Raw genomic sequence first — 22,059 nt, forward strand, 5'->3', positions numbered from 1 at the left:
ATCTACGGAAATTTCCTCGGGCGTGCCCGCCAAGATGGCCGTCAACGCAGCAAACAGATATTGCCAGATGCCTTTTTGCGACCAGCGGTTATAACGATTGTAGACCGTGGTGGATGGACCGTAATCGGCAGGGCAATCTTGCCAACGACAGCCAGATTGAAGCACGTGAATGATCCCGCTGATGATGCGCCGATCATCTTCGCGCCGCCGACCCGCCGCACGGTATGGCAGATGCGGCTTAATCAGCGCCCATTGCTCGTCGGAAAGCCAGAATTGACCCTTCATGTTACGGAACTCCATATATTGCGTTCCAGATCATTGAATCTGTTAAAGGTTAATGAGTTCTAACCCTAGGGTTTTCGATGTTTTTCCGGCATAAAATTATATGCAATTGCGACCAATAACCGAAATACCGCCGACCCAACGTGTGCCGGTGAAGTTATCGAGGTAGTTGCGCTGCCCGGCCAATGTTCGGTGCCCTGTGTCTGTCAGTGCGAGAGTGCGTTCTGCCCAGTTCTGATTGGTATCATCAGGTGTGATGGTGAAAAGGGGATCGACGCACTTCATCATCCGTTGCACATCGGCCCAGAACATCACATCACCGAGATAAGGTAAGGGATCATAGGTGCGCATCAAATGGCCAAATGTCTTGCCGACCGTGATGGGGCCGTGGTCCGCAATGATTTGCAGGGTCAGTTTCTGTGTCAGGCCAAGTCCGGTTTTGGGATCGGGTAGTTCGGCGTGATGGCGTTTTAGGGCGGTGATCATATGGGGCAGGGGGCCGGTACCCGATGTGATGAAGTGGGTCAAAAGATCGGGGGTTGGGGATCGCACCGCCTGCCAGGCTTTGCTGCCAAAGGTCAGCATGGCATCGGTCACGGGTGCTCGATGATTTTCCCAGCACCAGATCAGAAGTTCGGGGGAGAGTTGGCCTAAGCCGATAAAGCGTTCAACGCCGGGGATGGCGCCGACGGAGATTACTTCAAGCCGGGTGTTGGGTCGGGTGGTTTTGATGAAACCCATCAGGAAGGCCAAGATTAACTGGTCGTAACTGTCATGTTCGAACCACAGGACCACATGGTCATACTCGCCGAGCGTTGCCAGTGCGCCATATTCGCGTTTGGCCCGTGCCAGCGCATCTTTGGGGACGATATCGTAAGCCGTGGCGATAAAATCCGCGCGGGTTTGAACGAACTGGTCAAGGGGAAGGTTCGGGACCGGTCCCTGACAGAACGGATCGGCAAATTCGAGGAAGGCCCCTTTGAATCCGGCAATCTGAAGGCCGTGACGGATGTCCGAGCCGCAGCGCAAATGCAGGGTTTTATCTGTATCCAGTGTCGCCGGGGTGCCATTTTTGATCTGGCGGTTGCGTTCGGCAATCTGATCGATATGCGTCTTCATTTTTGGCCAGCTGGCAAAGCCGTTTTCGCGTGCGATGACCCATTGGGCATCGGCCAGTTTGATGTCAGAAATTGTCTGGGGCGTCGGGGTGAAACCGGCCTTTTCAAACCGTGCGACGGCATCGCCGGTTTTGACACCAAGCGCGCGCAAAAGGTCCTTGGCGCGTTTGCGTTGCTGTTCAAGATTAAGGCGGCCATCAAAGACCGGGCTTTCGGCAGGTTTGGTATTTTTGGATTTCGATGTGCGTGACGCAGACATACGATTCCCCTGATCATAACGCCTGTGTCCGCTAAACAGGCAAGGAAACCGTGTGTTTCTTTGTATCGAACCGGGCGCAGCCCTTTCCGCGGACGGGGTGCTTGGAAAGCCCGGTTAATTTATCTGTTTTTCACCTGATTGCAAGTATCGAGTGTCCTGAGAAAGTCCGATATCAGGACAAGCGTACTTCACTGTCGAGGTTCATTAGTTTTGCCAGTTTTGTCAGGCGTTGCTCAACGACTTCGCCGTAGAGGGTTGAAATACCCTTGTTGAATTCAAGGATCATTTTGCCGTCTTCGAGTTTAAGCGCGGTTTTCGACAGGATGCCCTCGGCCCCGCCCGAAAGCGTATGGCCCAGACGGATGGCATGGCCAAACAAACGGCCAGTCAGCCGGGTGTCTTCGTCGAGAATGCGATTGCTCGACGCGTCGCCTTTAAAGTTGCCAGTATAGCGCGACCCGATGGTATAGGCGAGGAACACCCGGTCATGATGGTTCAGATCAAGGTACGGGTGGCGCAAGATGCGGTTATAGCTTTGGATCGCCCGGTAATCGGGATGTTCGTTCCAGCCAATATCACCGATGATGCAGGCCGCCAGTAGCAACCGGTCAAGGTTGTTGGGCTGTTCGGAGAAAATCGGCGTGCACCAGCGAAACAGTTCTTCGCCATGCTGATGAAAGCGTTCGCCGTCCTCGGCAAAGCTTAAGCAGGCATCAAGCAGCGGATCACGTTGACGCAGGTCTTCGGGCAGGACTTCATACATCCAGCCTTCGCGCAGGCCATGGCCGGAAAAGATGACTTCGCGGGGCTTCATGCGCGCCATTAACATGTTCATGACCAAGGCCGCATGGGGCAGGCTGTCGATACGGCGTTTTGATACACCGCCAACTTTTTCAAGCGATACGCGGCTTTGTTGGGAGATGATATGGGTCAACTCGTCCATTTCACTGCGCGGCATTGCCAGATTGTGGACAACAGAAATCGGGTAATCTTCCTGGGCGATGAACAGTTTGGCAATGGAGCGCCATGAGCCGCCAACGGCAAAAAGCTGTTGGCCGCTGGCGTTTTGCAGCCAATCCACACTGTCAAGATGGCGGGTGATTTCGGCGGTTAGACGGGCCCGGTCAGAGCCAAAGACGGCCTGCAAACGCATCGCACCGAGCGGCAGGCTGACGCGTTCCTTGATTTCACCCTGATCAAGTAAAACCAGTTCAAGCGACCCGCCGCCGATATCGCCCATGACGCCACTTGCACGCGGGTCACCGGAAATAACGCCAAGGGCGGAAAGGCGGGCTTCTTCAAGCCCGTCAATCACTTTGACGACAAGGCCTGTTTCAGCCTCGATACGGTCACAGAATTCCTTGCCATCGGTTGCGGCACGAACGGCCGCGGTGGCCAAAACATCGACATGCGACACCTTCATGGCGCGCAAAAGCGTGGCAAAGCGCTGCATGGCGACAACGGCAAGTTCAACCCCGTCTGGGTTGAGCTTGCCGGTATCTTCGGGGTCGCGGCCCAGCCCACACATGACTTTCTCGTTGAAAATCGGGGCCGGGGCACGGGTCATACCATCGAAAATTACAAGGCGTACCGAGTTGGAGCCAACATCAATAATCGCAATGCGGTTGGAAGCTCTTTGGTCAGTCAGCATACTTTTGATGGCACCTGTTGGTCGTCTGTCTGAGGCGTGTTGATGTTAGTCATCAAGCTGCAATACGGGGACATTCGGGTCCGCCTCGTTCAGAGCGCTTCCGCGGCCTGACAGAGACGGGTTGGTCATGAAGTACTTATGTGACGAAAACGCTTTTTCACCGCCTTCGCAACGTTCGTATGAACCATCCGCCTGCAAATACCAAGCCTGCGCTGTATCTTTAAGGTTTGCAATCATGATCTGTTCGATGATCTGGCGCTGACAGGTCGGGTTCTCAACCGGGACCAGCGTTTCAACCCGGCGGTTCAAATTGCGTGGCATCCAGTCGGCCGACGAGATGAACGCCTTGGCCTTGCGCGAGGGTAGTTTTGCCCCATTGGCAAAGACAACAATGCGCGAATGTTCAAGGAACCGTCCGACAATCGATTTGACCCGGATGTTTTCCGAAAGTCCCGGGACACCCGGACGCAGACAGCAAATGCCGCGAATAATCAGTTCGATGTGAACCCCGGCTTCGCTAGCGCGATAAAGTGCATCAATCACCACAGGATCGACCAGGCTATTCATCTTGGCCCAGATGCCGCATGGCTTTCCAGCCTTGCTGTTTTCGATTTCCTGATCGATGTGGGCCAGAAGAGTTGGGCGCATGGTGTGCGGGGCGATGGCGATTTTTTCAAGCGAGCGCGGTGTCGCGTAGCCGGTCATGAAATTAAAGATGCTGGCGGCATCGCGCCCAAGCGCCGGATCACACGAGAAGAACGAAATATCGGTATAGAATTTCGCCGTGATCGGGTGGTAGTTGCCCGTCCCAAAGTGAACGAACGTGCGAAGTCCATGGGTTTCACGGCGGACAACAAGCGATACCTTGGCATGGGTTTTCCAGTCAAGGAAGCCATAGACCACCTGACAGCCCGCACGTTCGAGATCCGCCGCCCAGCGCAGGTTGGCTTCTTCGTCAAAGCGGGCTTTAAGTTCGACCATGGCGGTGACGGATTTTCCGGCCTCGGCCGCCGCAATCAGGGCTTTGACAATCGGGCTGTTTTCTGATGTGCGATAGAGGGTCTGTTTGATGGTAACGACGTCTGGATCACGCGCAGCCTGTAGCAGGAACTGCACAACGACGTCGAAATCCTCGAACGGGTGATGAACCACCAGATCCTTTTTGCTGATCGCAGCAAAACAATCGCCGCCAAAGTCACGTACCCGTTCAGGGTAACGCGGCGAGTAGGGGGCGAACAGCAGATCATGATGCAGATCAGAATCAATCAGTTGTTTGACGTCCACCACACCCAAAAGGCCATCGACCTTCACAACTTCTTCGAGTGCAACATCAAGTTCGTCGATGACAAAATCAAGCAGATCTTCGGGGATGTGGGCGTTGACCTTAAGGCGGATGATGCTGCCGCGACGGCGGCGCTTAAGGGCGGTTTTAAAGACGCGGACCAGATCTTCGGCTTCTTCTTCTATCTCGACATCCGAATCGCGGATGACGCGGAAGAACCCGTGTTCGATCATATCAAAACCCGGGAACAGCTTGTTGAGATACAACAAAATTGCCTGTTCGACCGGCAGATAGCGTTCATTGCGGCCCGGAAGGCGCAAGAAACGGCCAATTTTTTGCGGAACCGGGATCAGACCACGCATGTTATGCCCGTCGGCGGGGTCAAACAGCTGCATGACAATGGTAAAGCCAAGGTTCGGGATGAACGGGAACGGATGGGATGGGTCAATCGCAAGCGGGGTCAAGGTCGGGAAGATTTCACGCATGAAATAGCCATCGAGCCATTTGCGGTCGGTCTGGGTCAGATCGGATTGATCAATGACCGAAATGCCCTGTTGTTCCATTTCCCGGCTGAGCTGACGCCAGATGCGTTGCTGATCCTGCATCAACTGGTTGGCATCAAAGGTGATGGCGCGCAGCTGTTCAGACGGGCTCATGCCATCCTGACTGACCTTGGTCATGCCCGCGCGGAGCTGGCCGACGAGCCCTGCGACACGGACCATATAGAATTCATCCAGATTGCTGGCTGAAATCGACAGGAAACGCAGCCTTTCAAGCAGCGGATGACCACTGTTCTGGGCTTCTTCAAGCACGCGATTGTTAAAAGCCAGCCATGAAAGTTCGCGGTTGATGAAGCGAGTTTCCGAATCAATGGCGATCGCGCTTGATTGAACTGCAGCGGCGTGTGACACGCTATGCCTCCTGCGGATTGAGGGGATGTCTTTGAATTTATGCGACATGTCCCGGTTGCAAATGGAGTATAGGATAACTGCTTACGCCCGTGCAATTTTCTTAAAGTTATGTGTCAGTTTTTCTGATGGCATCCAAGGCCGCAATATGGCATGGAATAACACCGTTTGATCATCATTCGCGACGACAAAGAAACCAAGACATGAAGACGTTATTGCTTCTAAGGCATGCCAAATCGAGCTGGGCTGAACCGAGCCGGGTTGATCATGACCGTGAACTGAACCGTCGCGGGGAAAAGGCCGCCCCGTTTATGGGGCGCTTTTTACGCGAGCATGATCTGGTTCCAGACCTTATCTGGTGTTCGACAGCGGCTCGTGCGGTGCAGACACTTGGTCTGCTGGGGCGTGATTTCGCCGGGCATGCGGATGTGATCTATAGCGAAGATCTTTATATGGCCAGCGAACGCACGTTGCTTGAATGTTTGCATCACACCCATGACGAAGCAAAACGGGTGATGATCATTGGCCATAATCCCGGCATTGAGAATTTTGCCAAACAATTGTACCGCGATGGGGATGAGGATGCGCGCGCGATGATGGAGCGCAAATATCCAACCTGTGCCTTGGCGCATTTCGAATTTGATGTGGAAAACTGGGCCGATAGTCAATTTGAGGCCGGGCACCTGATGGGCTTTACCAAGGTCAAGGACTTGCAGGCGGCCAAGATCGGTGCGGATTGATTGCACCCAACGGCGAGACCGCACTTGACGCGGTGCCCCCAGAAGCGTTTTATACCGCTGAAATTTTGATGCCGTGCATGATCGGCTTTGAACACACCCTACACAAACGCCCCGGATTTACTGTGGCGCAGGTGTTGCGGTGCGTTTTTTGTTTGACAGCGCGGGACTGGCATGCACCTTTGCGGCCAAATTTGCGGCCCAAAATATAAAGCAACCTGGAATGACAATGCATCCTTTTCGCTCACACAATTGTAATGCGCTGCGCGCGACCGACGCCGACGCGGAAATTCGCCTGTCTGGCTGGATCCACCGTAAACGTGATCACGGCAATCTGCTGTTTGTTGATCTGCGCGACCATTACGGCATCACCCAGGTCGTCATCGACATTTCAAGCCCGCTGTTTGAAGTGCTTGATAAGGCGCGCGCCGAAAGCGTGATCACGGTAGATGGCAAGGTGGTTAAACGGACCGCCGAGACCATCAACCCGAACCTGCCGACCGGCGAGATCGAAGTTTACGCATCGAACATCGAAGTTCAGTCGTCGGCCGATGTTTTACCGATGCCGGTGTTTGGCGATGTTGAGTACGGCGAAGAAGTTCGCCTGCGTCACCGGTATCTTGATCTGCGTCGTGAAAGCGTTCATTCAAACATCGTTCTGCGCTCGAACGTGATTTCGGCGATGCGTCAGAAAATGACCGCGCAGGGATTCTTGGAAATCCAGACCCCGATCCTGACGGCAAGTTCCCCAGAAGGTGCGCGCGACTTCCTAGTTCCGTCGCGTATGCATCCGGGCAAGTTTTATGCTCTGCCGCAGGCACCCCAGCAGTTCAAGCAGCTTCTGATGGTGTCCGGGTTTGATAAGTACTTCCAGATCGCACCGTGCTTCCGCGATGAAGATGCGCGTGCGGATCGGTCGCCGGGTGAGTTTTATCAGCTTGATTTCGAGATGGCTTTTGCCACTCAGGAAGACGTGTTTGCCGCGATTGAGCCCGTTCTCCATGACATCTTTGTCGAGTTTGGCGGTGATCGTGATGTGACGCCATTCCCGTTCCCGCGCATTCCGTTTGATGAGAGCATGGCGAAATACGGGTCAGACAAACCTGATCTGCGTAACCCGCTTCTGATCAGCGACGTTACCGAGCCGTTCCGTGGGTCGAGCTTTGGCATTTTTGCATCGAACATCGAAAAAGGTTCGGTCGTGCGTGCCATTCAGGCAACCGGTGCCGCGAGCCGCCCGCGTAGCTTCTTTGATAAGCTCAATAACTGGGCGCGCGACGAAGGGGCTGCTGGTCTTGGCTATATCGTCTTTGCCGAAGGCGGCGAAGCAAAAGGCCCGATTGCCAAAAATCTTGATGCCGAGCGCATCGCGCAGATTAAGAAAATCACTGGTGTTGCCGATGGCGACGCGGTGTTCTTTGTGTGTGACAAGGCACTGGCAGCCGCCAAATTCGCCGGTAAAGTCCGTGACAAGGTGTGTGACGAACTTGAGCTTCGCGAAGAAGGTATGTTCAAGTTCTGCTGGATCGTTGATTTCCCGATGTTTGAGGAAGACGACGACGGCAAGATCGAGTTTAGCCACAACCCGTTCTCGATGCCGCAGGGTGGACTTGACTCACTTGAGAACATGAACCCGCTTGATATCAAGGCGTGGCAGTATGACATCGTGTGTAACGGTATCGAACTGTCGTCGGGTGCCATTCGTAACCATCGCCCGGACATCATGTACCGTGCGTTCGAAATTGCCGGTTATGGCAAGGACGTGGTCGAAGAACAGTTTGGCGGTATGCTGAACGCGTTTAAATTCGGCGCCCCGCCGCACGGTGGTTCTGCCCCAGGTGTTGACCGTATTGTCATGTTGCTGGCCGATGAGCCGAATATTCGCGAAGTCATTGCCTTCCCGCTGAACCAGCAGGCGCAGGATTTGATGATGAATGCGCCGTCCGGTGTCGAAGACAAGCAGCTTAAAGAGCTTCATCTGCGTGTGCAGATGCCAGCCAAAGTCAAAAAAGACTGATTTTGGGCGTAACCCCAATCAGACTGCATCAAACGGCCCGGTTTTTACCGGGCCGTTTTGTTTTGAGGGCAATGTTTTCGGCAAATGTTTCGCCGGGTTGCTTACCTAATATTAACTGCCCTTGATCCACAGTGCGGGTTGAAAATAAAATCGATCCGTCGGGGGATGGCCTTGTGAAGAAGATACTTGTTGTCGCGGCACCGTTGTTGCTTTCTGCGTGTGGCGGGCCGGTGGAATTGACCGTTGCCAAATTGGCCGGTGATTTGATCAGCTATGTGACCACGGGGAAAAGCACAACCGATCACGCCGTTTCAGTGGTCGCAGATCGTGATTGTGCCTTGCATCGTCCGCTGTTTTCCGACGATATCTGCAAGGATGATGACACAATCCTTGCCGAACAGGCATCCGCCCTTGCGGTGATGGGGGAGCCCGACATCAAACAGGAAATCCGCACCGCACGTCCGGAAATCTATGCGGTGAATGCCCCGGCAGAAGACTGGTCACGTCCGGCATCGCCAAGCAGCGTGTCCAAGACCGTGATTAAAACTGATTTGCCGCCGCGTGCCCCAGAAGCCAGAACCGCAGAACAGGTATCTGAGCCGGTATCAGAGGTGAAAGTTGCTGCTGCATCCGACAAGCTGCCGTCACGCACGATGGCGCAATATGCGCGCACCAACGATCCGCTTAATGTTGAGGCAGAAGCCAACGCCGCGATTGCCGGATATGTTCCGGCCGAAACACCGGCCGATGTTGTCGGTGAAACGCAAACGGCCGCCTTGGTTGATACCACTATCGTGAGCGACACTGTCGAACGGGCGACAAAGCCGGTCGAGACGGATGCAGATGGTGATGTGATGGCAGGCGATGTGTTGTCCGTGCCGTTGCCCGGTGAGTATGTGGTGCTGGCAAGCTTTAGCAATCAGGCACGGGCGCATAGCGCACTGGAACTTTATCATGAATATCAACCGCGCCTGATCAGTGCTAAGGTCAAGGGACGTGATTTTTTGCGTGTTGCGGTTGGTCCGCTGTCGTCCGAGCATGCAAATGATTTGCGCCTTCTTGCTGCCAAAAAGGGGGTTAAAGATCCCTGGATTGTTGGAATTGCTCCTACCGGAGAATAAGTTTGTCTGGGTTTCTTAAAAATATTGATCAACATCGGCGTTCCTTTGCGGGGACGCTGATCTTGTGTTTGGGTGTTTCGGGCTGTGCAGCACAGGCCGGAAACGTGACATCGGCGCAGTCTGCGCTGGTGTCCCATACGGCAGAATATAATTTCAAAATGTCCCGATCCGATCAGGGCAGTTCGATTGTCGATGCGACAGGTGCGCTTGGCTATCGGTTTGAAAAGGTCTGTGATGGCTGGATCACCGAGATGCAGCAAATCATGATCCTTCAGGGGGCCGAAGGCACGCCGATCAATTCGGCATTTTCGATGACCCAGTGGGAAAACTTTGACGGCACCCGTTATCGTTTTCGCATGCGTGATTATCTGAACGGGACGAAGGTCGATGAGGTTGTTGGGGATGCGGTGCGTGAAAGCGACGGCGTCAAGGTCACCTATGAACAGCCTGTCGAGGTGGTCGATGAGCTGCCGGTTGATACGATGTTTCCGACCCAACATTCGATCCAGTTGCTTGCACGCGCCGAAGAGGGCGAAAAATTTGCCAATGATCTGGTGTTTGATGGCAGCGGCGATGCCCCGACCAATCGGGTGGCGGTTGTTATTTCAGACGCCAAAACGGTAGATAGCAGTGCCAAGGACCAAAGCGGTCTGACCAAGGTACCATTCCATCGCATGAACCTTGCGTATTATCCGCTTGGCGAGGCGGAAAATGGGCCGACAACCGAAATGGCGGTTGATCTGGCGCGCAATGGTGTGGCGCACGCATTGCGGTTTGACTATGGCGATTTTGCCGTTCTTGGGACGCTTGATAAAGTGACGGAGTTGCCTGCACCTGATTGCGGTAAATAAGGATTGCTGTTCGTTGACTGGGCCGTTCAGGTTCAGGGCGAACCGAAGCCACAAAAAAAGCCTGCCATTTCTGGCAGGCTTTTTTTGTGGGGAGATCCCGCTATTCTATTTTCAGGCTGCGGCAGCATTGCTTGTTTCGCAATACAGCCCATACAGTGTTTTGATCACGCGCAACGCGTCATCACCCTGAAGAGAATAATAGATGGTTTGTGCTTCGCGACGGGTTTTCACCAGTTTGTCGCGACGCAGGCGTGCCAGATGCTGTGATAGTGCGGACTGACTTAGTCCGACAATACGTTCCAGCTCGCCAACGGATTTCTCGCCTTCGTTAAGTTGGCAAAGAATAAGCAGTCTGCTCTGATTGCTCATTGCCTTAAGCAGGGTGCTCGCCTGCTCGGCATTGTGTTCCAGATGGTTTAATTCCATTTGGCTTCCTTATAAACATGGCCTCAACGGGCCATTGTCCCAATGAAAATACCATATAGTTACCATTTACGCTGACGGCAACTTTTAAGAAGTATTTCCATGCTTTCTACAACCAATTATCCGGGAAGGTTTGGACAATTCAACCCGATCAAATCAGTATGCACCTTATTCTCAAGTATATGACGTTTCTGTCAAGATAGTGTTTTCACAGACGCTTGCGGAAAACCGCATTGCTTTGGTCATAAACTTGTTTTTGTCGTCCGTCTGTCGAATGCCGAACATGTATCCCGGCTTTCGCCCGGAAATGGAATTCTACAGATTTTCTAACGTATTACACTACTTTAGAAAGTTTTTACGCCTATTTTAGGGCAATCTATTGGTCGATTGATGGTGACGTGGTTTTTCGGTTTTGTTCATCATGATTATCGAATATCACGCGTTTATTATGTAAGGCTGTGCGATCCGTCACACCAGATCATAAAACAGTTCCAATTCGCAGACTCGGTGCATGACGAAAAAGCCAGAGACCCATCAGCGCCGGTTAAAGAACTTGCGATGACCCGGTCTGATGTGCTGATTTAGGGTCTGAACCCAATTGAATGCTTGAAATGGTCGCGAGGAATTTGTGCGGATATCAGGAGCATTACCGCAGCAAGGCTCGCTGCCTTGCAAGGTGATGCGACGCAATAGCCCGTGCAAATTCCTCCGATCCGAAGGACATCAGGACAACCTGCGACCTGCTGCGTCAATCCCCTTGCCCGGGGCAACACCCCGCGCGGCGGAGATTTCCTTGCATGTCTTGCTTGTTCTGATGCCATTTTAAACATTCAATTGGGTTCAGACCCTAAAACAAAGTGGCGGTATATTCTTGCTGCTAAAACAAAACCCGTCACAAGAGCGCGAAGCATCCCGTGTCATCGCGCCGTTATGGCCGTTCATATGCCGCTGGCCATACAGGGAAACCAAAACAGGAAGGCGATCCAGACCGTGGCGACATTGTTTGTGACTCATCACAATTGCATCGAACATGACACCGGGCCGGGACATCCCGAAAGCCCCGATCGGTTACGCGTGATACAGCGTGTGCTTGAGTCTGAGGAATTCATGTTCCTGCACCGTGAAGAAGCCCCGAAAGCAGACATCAATCTGATCAAGTCAGTCCATGACCCGGACTATGTCGATAGCGTCATGGCATCAATCCCGACTGAGGGTGTTATCGCCCTTGATGGTGATACCTATATGTCGCCGGGGACATGGGATGCAGCCCTTCGTGCGGCGGGCGGGGCATGTGTTGCGGTGGATGCGGTGATGGCCGGGCACGAACGCAATGCGTTTGTTGGCGTGCGCCCGCCCGGTCACCATGCGGAATATAACCGCGCGATGGGGTTCTGCCTGTTTAACAATGCCGCAGTTGCCGCCCGTCATGCGCGCAATACATACGGGATCAAGCGCGTGGCGGTGATGGATTTCGATGTCCATCATGGCAATGGCACGCAGGATTTGTTCTGGAACGATCCCGATCTGTTTTATTGCTCCACCCATCAATGGCCGCTTTATCCCGGCACGGGGGCGGAAACCGAACGCGGGTGTGCCAATAATATCCTCAATGTCGGGTTGGAAGCCGGATCGGGGACGGCAGAACTACAGCATGCCTTTACGCAAACGGTATTGCCGGGCATTGCTGCGTTCAAGCCAGAACTTCTGATCATTTCGGCCGGGTTTGATGCCCATAAAAACGATCCTCTGGCCGGATTGACGTTTTCCGATGATGATTTTGTCTGGATGACACAGCAATTGATGGCACTTGCGGATGGGCAGTGTCAGGGGAGGGTGGTTTCGATCCTTGAGGGGGGCTATGACCTGCCGTCGCTGGCGAAATGCGTTCTGATGCATGTGCGGACACTCATGATGGGCTAACGGTCGGCTAAGGGTTTGTTATTGCGGTTCGCGCGAATGTTTCATGATGACGAAATTCCGTTCTGTCTGGTTGCCCTGAAACCGATCAGGGCGTAAACTTCGCGCCAATCAAATTAATGGAGCTTACATGTCCGAGGCTACTGCATCCCCCGCCATCCCCGAAGATATCGCCAAACTCAGCTTTGAAGAGGCACTGGGACAGCTTGAAACCCTTGTCCGTCAGCTTGAGCAAGGTCAGGTCGGGCTTGATGACGCGATTGCATCCTACGAACGTGGTGCGGCACTCAAACGCCATTGTGCGGACAAGCTGCGCACCGCCGAAGAGCGCATTGAGAAAATTACGCTGAATGCAGATGGCCGTCCGGCTGCTACACCCACTGAAATTGAATAATCGGAGACCGCGTGGTGAGTTATGACCTGCTTGCCGGACTGAGTGTTGCTGCTGCCGATCTTGGCGAGACGCTCGATGATATTTTGCCACGTCCCAATGGCCAGATTGAGCAACGCCTGTATCAGGCGATGCGCTATTCAACCTTGGGCGATGGTAAACGCTTGCGCCCGTTTTTGGTGCTGAGCTCAGCATCCCTGTTCAAGGTATCGCGCCGTTCGGCCCTTCGGGTCGCGGCTGCTGTTGAAATGGTGCACAGCTATTCGCTGATCCATGACGATTTGCCAGCGATGGATGATGATGATCTGCGTCGTGGCAAGCCAAGCTGCCACAAGCAGTTTGACGAGGCGACGGCGATCTTGGCGGGAGATGCACTTTTAACCCAAGCCTTTGAAGTGATCGCCGATGAGGATACCCATCCCGATCCGCGTGTTTGCACTGATCTTGTTCGGGCCTTGGCGCGTGCTGCCGGACCGAACGGCATGGTTGGCGGGCAGATGATTGATTTGGCGGGCGAGGGCCAGTCGTTTGATCAGGCGCAAGTGACCCATTTGCATCTGTTGAAAACCGGTCGGATGTTTGCCTTTGCCTGCGAAGCCGGGGCGATTTTGGGCAAGGCGCCAAAAAGTATTCGCATGGCGTTGCGCTCCTATGCCCATGACATGGGGCTGGCGTTTCAGATCAAGGATGACCTTCTTGATGTTGAGGCAAGTTCGGAAGAACTGGGCAAGACCGCAGGCAAGGATGTTGATCAGGATAAATCAACCTTCGTCAAATTGCTTGGGATCGATCAGGCCCGTGATCAGGCGCAAATGCTGTGTGATCAGGCCATCAATCATCTGGGGTGCTTTGACGCCGAAGCCGAACCACTGCGCGCCGTCGCACGGTTCGTGGTTGAGCGCGGTCGATAAGAGCGCCTAATATGACGGATCAGCCGCAGTATACAGCCGGTTTTCGCGACCGGCTGTTTGACAAAGACCCGTTCCCACTGGCGATCTGGTATCCGGCGGAAACCGGCGAGAAACCCGTGCGGCATATGGGGGTTGTTTCCAGTGCGGCCCGCAACGCGCCTTTTGCAGATGGCGGGCCGTTTCCTATGGTGGTGTTTTCGCATGGGTCGGAAGGGCATCGGTTCAATCAGTTCTGGCTGGCGGAATATCTTGCGCGGCGAGGTTATATCGTTGCCGTCCCACAACATGCGGGCGACAATTACCTTGATGCGTCCGAGGCGCGCCAATTGGCGATCATTGAACGCCGCCCGCGTGAAATGGCGCTTGCCCTTGATCTGTTGCTGGATCACGGCGATATCGCACCGCATATCGATCAAGATAAAATCTATGCCCTCGGCCATTCGGCGGGCGGGGCGACGGTGCTTAAGATGGCCGGATGGGATTTTGATGCCAGGGCGTGGCAAAGCTATTGCGCGGTCAATGCGGATAAAGACCATGTGATTTGCCAATATGCGCCGCAAGATCATCACATTGAAGGACTACAAGGTCGATATGGTGGGCCGGTGGTTTCCGTACGCGATGACCGGATTTCTGCCGTGGTTGCGATTACGCCAGCCTTTGGGGTGGCGGCAACCGATGATGGATTGGCTGATATCAATGTGCCGGTGTTGTTTGTCGAGGCGGATACAGACGAAATCCTTCTGGATCAGGTTAATGCGGCGCATTTTCGCAAACTGTTGAAGGGCCGTGCAAAATTTGTTCGGATCAAGGGCGCAGGGCATTATTCATTTTTGCCCAAATGTACGCCCTATATTGCCGAAAATTTCGGCTTTTTATGCCGGGATTTCGGGCGGGATCGAGAGGCCATTCACCGCACCGTCGAGCAGGTTGTTTATGGCTTTTTGCAGCATGTGAAAACAGGTGAAATTCAGGGTCGCTAAATCAAGTGAACCCCGCTATTTTACGCTGCTTGCAACATCGGGCTTAACACGTCACCCTGTTGTAACAATCGTCTTATAAAAAATTGAAAATTGAGATCGGTATGAGCACGACCTCCAAGACCCCGCTCCTTGATACGGTGAACACTCCGGAAGACCTGCGCACGTTGCAGCCTGCCCAGATGAAGCAGATTGCCGATGAATTGCGCGCCGAGGTGATTGACGCCGTGTCTGTCACTGGCGGCCATCTTGGCGCTGGCCTTGGTGTGGTTGAGTTGACGGTTGCCATTCATTACCTGTTTGATACGCCCTATGACCGGGTGATCTGGGATGTCGGGCATCAATGCTATCCCCATAAAATTCTGACCGGGCGGCGTGACCGTATGCGCACCATTCGTCAGGGGGGCGGTTTGTCGGGCTTTACCAAACGATCCGAGTCTGAATATGACCCGTTTGGGGCGGGGCATAGCTCCACCTCGATCTCGGCCGGTCTTGGCATGGCAGTTGCCAACCAGCTTTCTGAAGATAAACGTAAAAACGTCATTGCCGTGATTGGCGATGGGTCGATGAGTGCGGGCATGGCCTATGAGGCGATGAACAATGCCGCGGCGACCGATCAGCGTTTGATTGTGATTTTGAATGACAACGACATGTCGATTGCCCCGCCGGTGGGTTCCATGTCGGGGTATTTGTCGCGCCTGATTTCCGGTAAGGGGTATCAGGGGCTTCGTAATGCCGCCAAGGGCCTGACCAAGCATTTGCCGCGTCAGATTGAAGAAGCAGCACGCAAGCTTGAAGAATATACCCGTGGCATGGTCACGGGTGGCACGCTGTTTGAAGAAATGGGTTTCTTCTATGTCGGGCCGATTGATGGTCACAACATGGATCATCTGTTGCCGGTTTTGAAAAACGTGCGTGATGCCAAGGTTGATGGCCCGATCCTGATTCATGCGGTGACGCAAAAGGGTAAGGGTTATGGTCCGGCGGAAAATGCCGCTGATAAATATCACGGCGTTGCCAAGTTTGACGTTGTGACCGGCAAGCAGGCCAAACCAACCCCCAATGCACCAAGCTACACCAAGGTGTACGGCGAAACACTGGTCAAGCTGGCCGAAAAGGATGATAAGGTTACGGCGATTACGGCCGCCATGCCATCGGGCACCGGTGTAAACATCTTTGCCGATCATTTCCCCGATCGTGCCTTTGACGTCGGGATAGCCGAACAGCATGCGGTGACCTTTGCCGCCGGGATGGCGTGCGAAGGATATAAACCGTTCTGCACGCTCTATTCGACGTTCTTGCAGCGCGCCTATGATCAGGTTGTGCATGATGTCGCAATTCAGAATTTGCCGGTGCGCTTTGCGATGGATCGGGCCGGATTGGTCGGGGCCGATGGGGCCACCCATGCCGGGGCGTATGATATTGCCTATCTGGGGTGCTTGCCGAACTTTGTTCTGATGGCGGCGGCCGATGAGGCCGAACTGGTGCATATGACCACCACGGCGTGGGCGATTGATGATCGCCCCAGTGCGTTCCGCTATCCGCGCGGCGAAGGGGTTGGCGTTGAAATGCCGACCGAGGGTCAGGTTCTTGAAATCGGTAAGGGCCGTATCCTGCGCGAAGGTGGGAAGATTGCCATCCTGTCGTATGGTACGCGTCTGGCGGAGGCATTGATTGCCGCCGAGGACCTTGCCGCACGCGGATTGCCCGCCACGGTGGCTGATGCGCGGTTTGCCAAACCGCTGGATCATCAATTGATTGCCGATCTTGCACGTAACCACGAAGTGCTGATCACCATTGAAGAAGGATCAATCGGCGGGTTCGGTGCGATGGTGTTGCAGCATATGGCAGGCCAAGGATTGCTTGATAACGGGCTTAAAATCCGCACCATGGCCTTGCCAGATGTGTTGATGGATCATGACAAGCCGGAAATCCAGTATGAAAAAGCCGAGCTTGATGCCAAGGCAATTGTTAAAACCGCCCTTGGTGCGCTGGGCTTGAGCGAAAGCAAGGCGCGGGCGTAAACAAGGCGCTAGAATTTATTGGACTGAAAATAGGAACGCCGCCTCGGTTCAGCCGGGCGGCGTTTTGTTATTTGGCATAGATCATCTTGTGTGTCATGCCGCCATCAATGCGGATGGTCTCCCCGGTCATAAATCCTGATTGTGCAGGATCCAGCAGGAAGGAAACAGCCTGTGCGATGTCTTCTGGCGTGCCAACGCGCCCGACGGGATGTTGCGATTTGTCGGTTTCGCTGTGGTCGGGCGACGACTTGTTGGATTGTTTTTGCCAATCGCTGACCTCGATCCAGCCCGGCGCAATGGCATTGACTCGCACATCCCCCGATAGGCTGACCGCCAGGGCGTGGGTGAGGGCGACGATGCCGCCCTTGGACGCGGCATAGGATTCTGTGTCGGGTTCGGACTGAAACGCGCGGGTCGAAGTGATGTTAATAATCGCACCGCTGGTCTTGCGCAGGTGCTGGGTTGCGTGCTTGGTCGTTAAGAACACACCGCCAAGATTGACATTGATCATTCGTTGCCAGTCGTCCCAGTCAAGATGTTCGACCGAGCCGGAATGCGGGTTGGCAATGCCGGCATTGTTGACAAGGCCATCAATGCGGCCAAATCGGTCAATCGTGCGTTGCACGGCGATGGCGACATCCTTTTCGTTGGAAACATCGCCCGGGAAAAACAGGCACCGGGTCCGGGTTTCATCGTCGAGTGCGGCCATGACTTCATGCCCGGCTTCTTCATCACGGTCAAACATCATGACTTTCCACCCGGACTTCAAAAGGTGCTGGGCGATGCCAAGGCCAAGTCCCTGTGCGCCACCGGTGATAAACGCAACTTTGTGGTCGGGGTGATCAATCATGACGGGCCTTTGTCTGGAGTGCGGGGATATGCCGGAAGTGGACATGTCATAACTGGTTTACGATGGGCGCACGCGCAAGGCCCAAAAAAAATCCGGCCAGAACGTTTCTGACCGGAAGTTGGGTGCTGCGTGTCCGGCAGCGGGAGATAGCGAGTGGCTTATTTAGGCCCTGTGGCAAAGGTGTCTTCGTAGGCTTTGCGCAGTTGGGCTTTTTGAATTTTGCCCATGGTGTTGCGCGGCAGTTCATCCAAAATCCAGATGCGTTTGGGGACTTTGAATTTTGCCAGTTTGTCCTGTGTGCGTTTGATGATGGCATCGGTGTCGGGCGTGCTGCCGTTTGCGGGGACAATCACGCCAGCAACGGCTTCGCCAAAGTCGGGATGCGGCAAGCCAAAGATCGCAACTTCATCAACTTCGTCATAGTCGGCGATGATTTCTTCGACTTCTTTGGGATAGACGTTAAAGCCCCCCGAAATGATCAGATCCTTGTCCCGACCAACGATGGTGATGTAACCGTCTTCGCCGATGGTGGCGAGATCACCGGTGATAAAGAACCCATCAGAGCGAAACTCCGACGCGGTTTTTTCGGGCATCTGCCAGTATCCCTTAAACACATTCGGGCCACGGACTTCGAGAACGCCAATTTCACCAGCGCCAAGAACCTTGCCGTCCTTGTCACAGACGCGCGCCTCGGTACCCGGTAATGTCGGGCCAACTGCACCGGGGCGACGTTCGCCGTCCAGCGGATTGGATGTGTTCATACAGGTTTCGGTCATGCCATAGCGTTCAAGGATTTTATGCCCGGTCCGTTCAAAGAACGCATCATGGGTTTCGGCCAGAAGCGGGGCCGACCCCGAAACGAACAACCGCATGTTAGCGGTAACATCCTTGGTAAACTGCGGATGTGCGAGAAGGCGGGTATAGAAGGTCGGAACCCCCATCAGAACGGTTGATTGCGGCAAACGTTCAATCACATCATCAGCATCGAATTTCGGAAGCAGGATGACCTTGCCACCATTCATCAGCATGATGTTGATGGCGACAAACAGGCCGTGGGTGTGGAAAAGCGGCAGGGCATGCAGCAATGTATCGCCGGGTTTGAAACCCCATGCGGAATGCAGCGTTTTGGCGTTTGATCCCAGATTGTTATGGGTCAACATCGCCCCCTTGGACCGGCCGGTGGTGCCCGATGTGTACAGGATGGCGGCAACGTCATCCTTGTTGGCATCAACCACATCAATAAGCGGGGTCACGTTTTTGGCCTGATCATTCAGGCTGCCATCCCCGGCACTGCCAAGCGACAGGATAGTGCCGACGTTATTTTTGCCGCCAAGTTCCTGTGCGACATCAATGTTTGCCGGACGGCAGACAAAGACACGCGGGGCCGCATCACCAAGGAAATAGGCGATCTCGTCACCGGTGTAGGCGGTGTTGAGCGGCAGATGGATCGCCCCAAGTTGCAGGCAAGCCAGATACAGTGCGAGGACATCGGACGATTTATCGACCTGTGCGGCAACGCGGTCGCCCTTGATGACACCATGGAATGCCAAAACAGCGGCATAGCGCCCGGTCTGGTCAATCAGCCAGGCAAAGCTGCGTTCCGTGCCGTCTCGTTCGACCAAAAACGTCTTTGATTTGTCTGCCGGGAAGCGGTCAAGGAAGGTTTGAAATAGATTATCTGACATGGTCTTGTTCCTTAGATACCGGCAAGCTGTGCAACGGGTTTCGATGTGGCGATTTTTCCGTCATTCATCAGTGCTTCGTGATTTTTTTCAATATCGTTGAGATGATAGGCATAATTCACCATCATGCCGCCGGCCTGACGCAATCCTTTGTCTGACGTATCGCCGAGCCAGTTCAGCCGTTCAAGCTGTGCGCCATTGCCAAGATGGAAGCGTGCTGTCGGATCAAGCGGCGATTTGCCGCGCTTGCACGTCGCCAGATATGTCGCACATAAGGTAAGCGTCGGTTTGCGCAGTTTTTCGACCTGAACCGGATCATCCATCCAGTTATCCTGACTTAAGCCATCAAGAACTTCGCCCGCCAGATCTGCATCGGCGGCTTTGCTTTTCTGACGGGTGCGCAGCCATCCAACAAAGCCCGGAATGGGCGACAGGGTGGCGAACTGTTTAAGTTTGGGGAATTCGCGTTTGAGTTCTTCGACAACCTGTTTGATCAGGAAGTTGCCAAACGAAATACCCTTAAGCCCGGCCTGACAGTTGCTGATCGAATAGAAAATCGCTGTGTTGGCGGTTTCTGGTGCGGTTTTGTCGATTTCGGGTGCCAGAAGCGCCTGCACACTATCGGCAAGGCCATGGACAAGGGCGACTTCAACAAAGATCAATGGATCATCGGGAATGGCCGGATGGAAAAAGGCAAAGCATTTGCGATCCGTTGCCAAACGGCGGCGCAGATCGTCCCATCCCTGAATTTCATGCACCGCTTCGTAGCGGATCAGTTTTTCAAGAATGGCGGCCGAGGTATCCCAATCAATATGGCGCAACTCAAGGAAACCACGATTAAACCAACTGGTCAGCAAATGCTGCATGTCGGCATTCAGCGGTTCAAGATCGCGGTTGGTCTTAAGCAACCCGATCAGGGTTTCACGCATATCGACAATCGCACGCGTGCCGCCCGGGGCCATGTTGATTTTGCGCAACAGGTCCTGACGGACGGGTTCGGATGCGTGGGTTAGGACCGCCAGATTAGGTTCTGACGGATCCTTGGCAAATGCTTCGGCGGCCTTGGTGACTTTGGCGCGGTCGGCACTGAAGTCATTTTGCATCATCTGGAAAAAACGCAAATTGTCTTCGTCGGGCAGGTTTTCCCACATACGGACCACTTCGCGGGCGATGGCCGTGCCACGGGCCTCACCCTTTTGCGAAACGAGGTCCTTGCACATGGCGGTCAGCTGCGCGAACTGGTCTTGCGGTGTGGACAGCGGCAGGTCAAGAAGTTCCCGCCCACGGTCCGCAATGCTGGAAATCCAGCTTCTGACAGAAATGCCTGACATTAGCGTCCTCCAATAACCGTTTCTGGAAGCCAGGTGGCGATTTCCGGGATGAAGCACAGAATGATAATCGCTGCAATCATGCACAGAACGTATGGGAACGCGCCCTTAAGGATGCTTTGCAAGCGAATGTCGGGGGCGATCCCGTTGATCACGTACAAATTCAAACCAACCGGCGGCGTGATCAGGCCGATTTCCATATTGATGGTCAGGATCACGGCAAACCAATAGGGATCAAATCCGGCATTGATGATGACGGGCAGCAAGATCGGTGCACTCATCAGGATCACGGCAACCGGCGGCAGGAAGAAGCCACAGATCAGCAGGAACACGTTGATGAAGCCCATCAGAACCCAACGGTTGACCTCAAGGGCGGAAATCCACTGGGCAATTGACTGGGTGATGAACAGCGATGACAGCATGTAACTAAACAGGCCAGCCGCGCCAATGATCAGAAGGATCATGACCGATTCTTTGGTGGTGTCGCGCATGACGGTCCAAAGCTGACCCGGTTTCCACATGCGATAGACAATCATCGCGGTGATCAGGCAGAACAGCGCACCAACGCCCGCCGTTTCCGATGGGGTGGCGACACCGCCATAAAGCGCAAACAGAACCGCGCCAATGATCACAAGGAACGGCAGAACACGCGGAAGGATTTCAAACTTTTCCTTCCAGCTATATTTGACAACCCCAAGGGCCGCCTGTGCATTGCCTTGACGCCAGGTCGAATACAGCGACCAGGCCATAAACAGTGCGGTTACCAACAGCCCCGGGAACAGACCCGCCAGGAACAGGCGACCGATCGAGGTTTCGGTCGAAATGCCATAGACAATCATAGTCACACTTGGCGGGATCAGAATGCCAAGCGTGCCGCCCGCCGCAATCGAGCCCGCCGCAACCGTATCGGGAAAGCCACGTTCGCGCATGGCGGGAATGCCCATTTTACCAATCGCGGCACAGGTCGCAGGTGATGATCCCGAAAGTGCCGAGAAGATCGCGCAAGCGCCGAGATTGGAGATCACCAAGCCGCCCGGAACGCGGGTCAACCAACGGTCAAGAACCGAATAAAGGTCGCCGCCAGCCCGCGAACAGGCAACAACAGCTCCCATTAGAATAAACATCGGGATGGCAAGGACTTCGAAACTTTCAAGTTTGCCAAACAGGATTTCGGGCAGAAGTGGGAGGGAACCGGTGCCATCGAAAATGATGATGAAACCGACACTGACCATCAGCAGGCCGATGCCAACCGGAATACCCGAAAACAGGACAACTGTGGTTGCGATGCCAACAATGGCCGCAAGAAGCAATGGATCCATGGTGCGGCCTC

Annotated in this window: 18 protein-coding genes; 9 read left to right on the top strand and 9 right to left on the bottom strand. The window is 54.2% G+C overall.

Translation table 11 applies throughout. The annotated features are described in order from the left end of the window. The 4 genes from K355_RS0117165 to K355_RS0117180 form a co-directional block, all read right to left on the bottom strand. Positions 1-300 (bottom strand): transposase (locus tag K355_RS0117165; protein WP_022733392.1); only part of this gene is annotated, 300 nt, incomplete at its 3' end. A gap of 81 nt (positions 301-381) precedes the next feature. Beyond that, positions 382-1,659 (bottom strand): DUF1835 domain-containing protein, encoded by a 1,278-nt coding sequence (locus K355_RS24265; protein ID WP_033369052.1) that lies wholly within the window; start codon positions 1,657-1,659, stop codon positions 382-384. A gap of 172 nt (positions 1,660-1,831) precedes the next feature. Beyond that, entirely contained in the window at positions 1,832-3,310 is a 1,479-nt protein-coding gene (ppx, locus tag K355_RS0117175; RefSeq protein ID WP_022733393.1) for an exopolyphosphatase, read from the bottom strand. A gap of 45 nt (positions 3,311-3,355) precedes the next feature. Further along, a complete protein-coding gene (locus K355_RS0117180) occupies positions 3,356-5,503 on the bottom strand; it encodes an RNA degradosome polyphosphate kinase (protein ID WP_022733394.1) in 2,148 nt (715 codons plus the stop codon). 200 nt (positions 5,504-5,703) lie between these two features. On the opposite strand from K355_RS0117180, the gene K355_RS0117185 reads away from it, so the two are divergent. The 4 genes from K355_RS0117185 (at position 5,704) to K355_RS0117200 (ending at position 10,226) form a co-directional block, all read left to right on the top strand. Beyond that, positions 5,704-6,240 (top strand): SixA phosphatase family protein, encoded by a 537-nt coding sequence (locus K355_RS0117185; protein WP_022733395.1) that lies wholly within the window; start codon positions 5,704-5,706, stop codon positions 6,238-6,240. A gap of 226 nt (positions 6,241-6,466) precedes the next feature. After that, the gene (gene aspS, locus K355_RS0117190; protein ID WP_028791705.1) at positions 6,467-8,254 is read left to right on the top strand and encodes an aspartate--tRNA ligase; all 1,788 of its coding nucleotides are present in this window, start codon (positions 6,467-6,469) and stop codon (positions 8,252-8,254) included. Between the two features lie 173 nt (positions 8,255-8,427). Beyond that, the gene (locus K355_RS0117195) at positions 8,428-9,375 is read left to right on the top strand and encodes an SPOR domain-containing protein (protein ID WP_028791706.1); all 948 of its coding nucleotides are present in this window, start codon (positions 8,428-8,430) and stop codon (positions 9,373-9,375) included. A gap of 2 nt (positions 9,376-9,377) precedes the next feature. Further along, positions 9,378-10,226 carry an EipB family protein gene (locus tag K355_RS0117200; protein WP_022733398.1) on the top strand — a complete coding sequence of 283 codons (849 nt, stop codon included), beginning with the start codon at positions 9,378-9,380 and terminating at the stop codon, positions 10,224-10,226. A 111-nt stretch (positions 10,227-10,337) separates the two neighbouring features. Here K355_RS0117200 and K355_RS0117205 read toward each other — a convergent pair whose 3' ends face one another. After that, complete coding sequence (locus K355_RS0117205) at positions 10,338-10,652, bottom strand: ArsR/SmtB family transcription factor (protein WP_022733399.1); 315 nt, start codon at positions 10,650-10,652, stop codon at positions 10,338-10,340. Positions 10,653-11,639: 987 nt separating this feature from the next. Between K355_RS0117205 and K355_RS0117215 the strand changes: the two genes are divergently transcribed. The 5 genes from K355_RS0117215 (at position 11,640) to dxs (ending at position 16,869) form a co-directional block, all read left to right on the top strand. Beyond that, positions 11,640-12,569: a histone deacetylase family protein gene (locus tag K355_RS0117215; protein ID WP_028791707.1), complete on the top strand. Its 930-nt coding sequence runs from the start codon at positions 11,640-11,642 to the stop codon at positions 12,567-12,569. Positions 12,570-12,696: 127 nt separating this feature from the next. Next, positions 12,697-12,960 (top strand): exodeoxyribonuclease VII small subunit, encoded by a 264-nt coding sequence (locus K355_RS0117220; RefSeq protein WP_022733402.1) that lies wholly within the window; start codon positions 12,697-12,699, stop codon positions 12,958-12,960. Between the two features lie 11 nt (positions 12,961-12,971). Further along, positions 12,972-13,868: a polyprenyl synthetase family protein gene (locus K355_RS0117225; RefSeq protein ID WP_051146028.1), complete on the top strand. Its 897-nt coding sequence runs from the start codon at positions 12,972-12,974 to the stop codon at positions 13,866-13,868. 11 nt (positions 13,869-13,879) lie between these two features. Further along, positions 13,880-14,848, top strand: coding sequence for an alpha/beta hydrolase family protein (locus tag K355_RS0117230; RefSeq protein ID WP_022733404.1), 969 nt, complete (start codon positions 13,880-13,882; stop codon positions 14,846-14,848). A 101-nt stretch (positions 14,849-14,949) separates the two neighbouring features. Further along, positions 14,950-16,869 (top strand): 1-deoxy-D-xylulose-5-phosphate synthase, encoded by a 1,920-nt coding sequence (dxs, locus tag K355_RS0117235; protein WP_022733405.1) that lies wholly within the window; start codon positions 14,950-14,952, stop codon positions 16,867-16,869. A gap of 67 nt (positions 16,870-16,936) precedes the next feature. Here the strand turns inward: dxs and K355_RS0117240 are convergent, their stop codons facing one another. The 4 genes from K355_RS0117240 to K355_RS0117255 form a co-directional block, all read right to left on the bottom strand. Further along, on the bottom strand, positions 16,937-17,719 hold the full coding sequence (locus tag K355_RS0117240) for a glucose 1-dehydrogenase (protein WP_022733406.1): 783 nt from the start codon (positions 17,717-17,719) through the stop codon (positions 16,937-16,939). A gap of 158 nt (positions 17,720-17,877) precedes the next feature. Beyond that, entirely contained in the window at positions 17,878-19,404 is a 1,527-nt protein-coding gene (locus K355_RS0117245; RefSeq protein WP_022733407.1) for a malonate--CoA ligase, read from the bottom strand. A gap of 11 nt (positions 19,405-19,415) precedes the next feature. Beyond that, positions 19,416-20,732, bottom strand: a complete 1,317-nt coding sequence (locus K355_RS0117250) for a malonyl-CoA decarboxylase (RefSeq protein ID WP_022733408.1) — start codon at positions 20,730-20,732, stop codon at positions 19,416-19,418. Continuing rightward, positions 20,732-22,048 (bottom strand): TRAP transporter large permease, encoded by a 1,317-nt coding sequence (locus tag K355_RS0117255; RefSeq protein WP_022733409.1) that lies wholly within the window; start codon positions 22,046-22,048, stop codon positions 20,732-20,734. The genes K355_RS0117250 and K355_RS0117255 overlap by 1 nt, the downstream gene beginning before the upstream one ends. Positions 22,049-22,059: the final 11 nt, after the last annotated feature.

Source organism: Thalassospira lucentensis MCCC 1A00383 = DSM 14000, from assembly GCF_000421265.1.
In the GTDB taxonomy this organism is placed as follows: domain Bacteria; phylum Pseudomonadota; class Alphaproteobacteria; order Rhodospirillales; family Thalassospiraceae; genus Thalassospira; species Thalassospira lucentensis.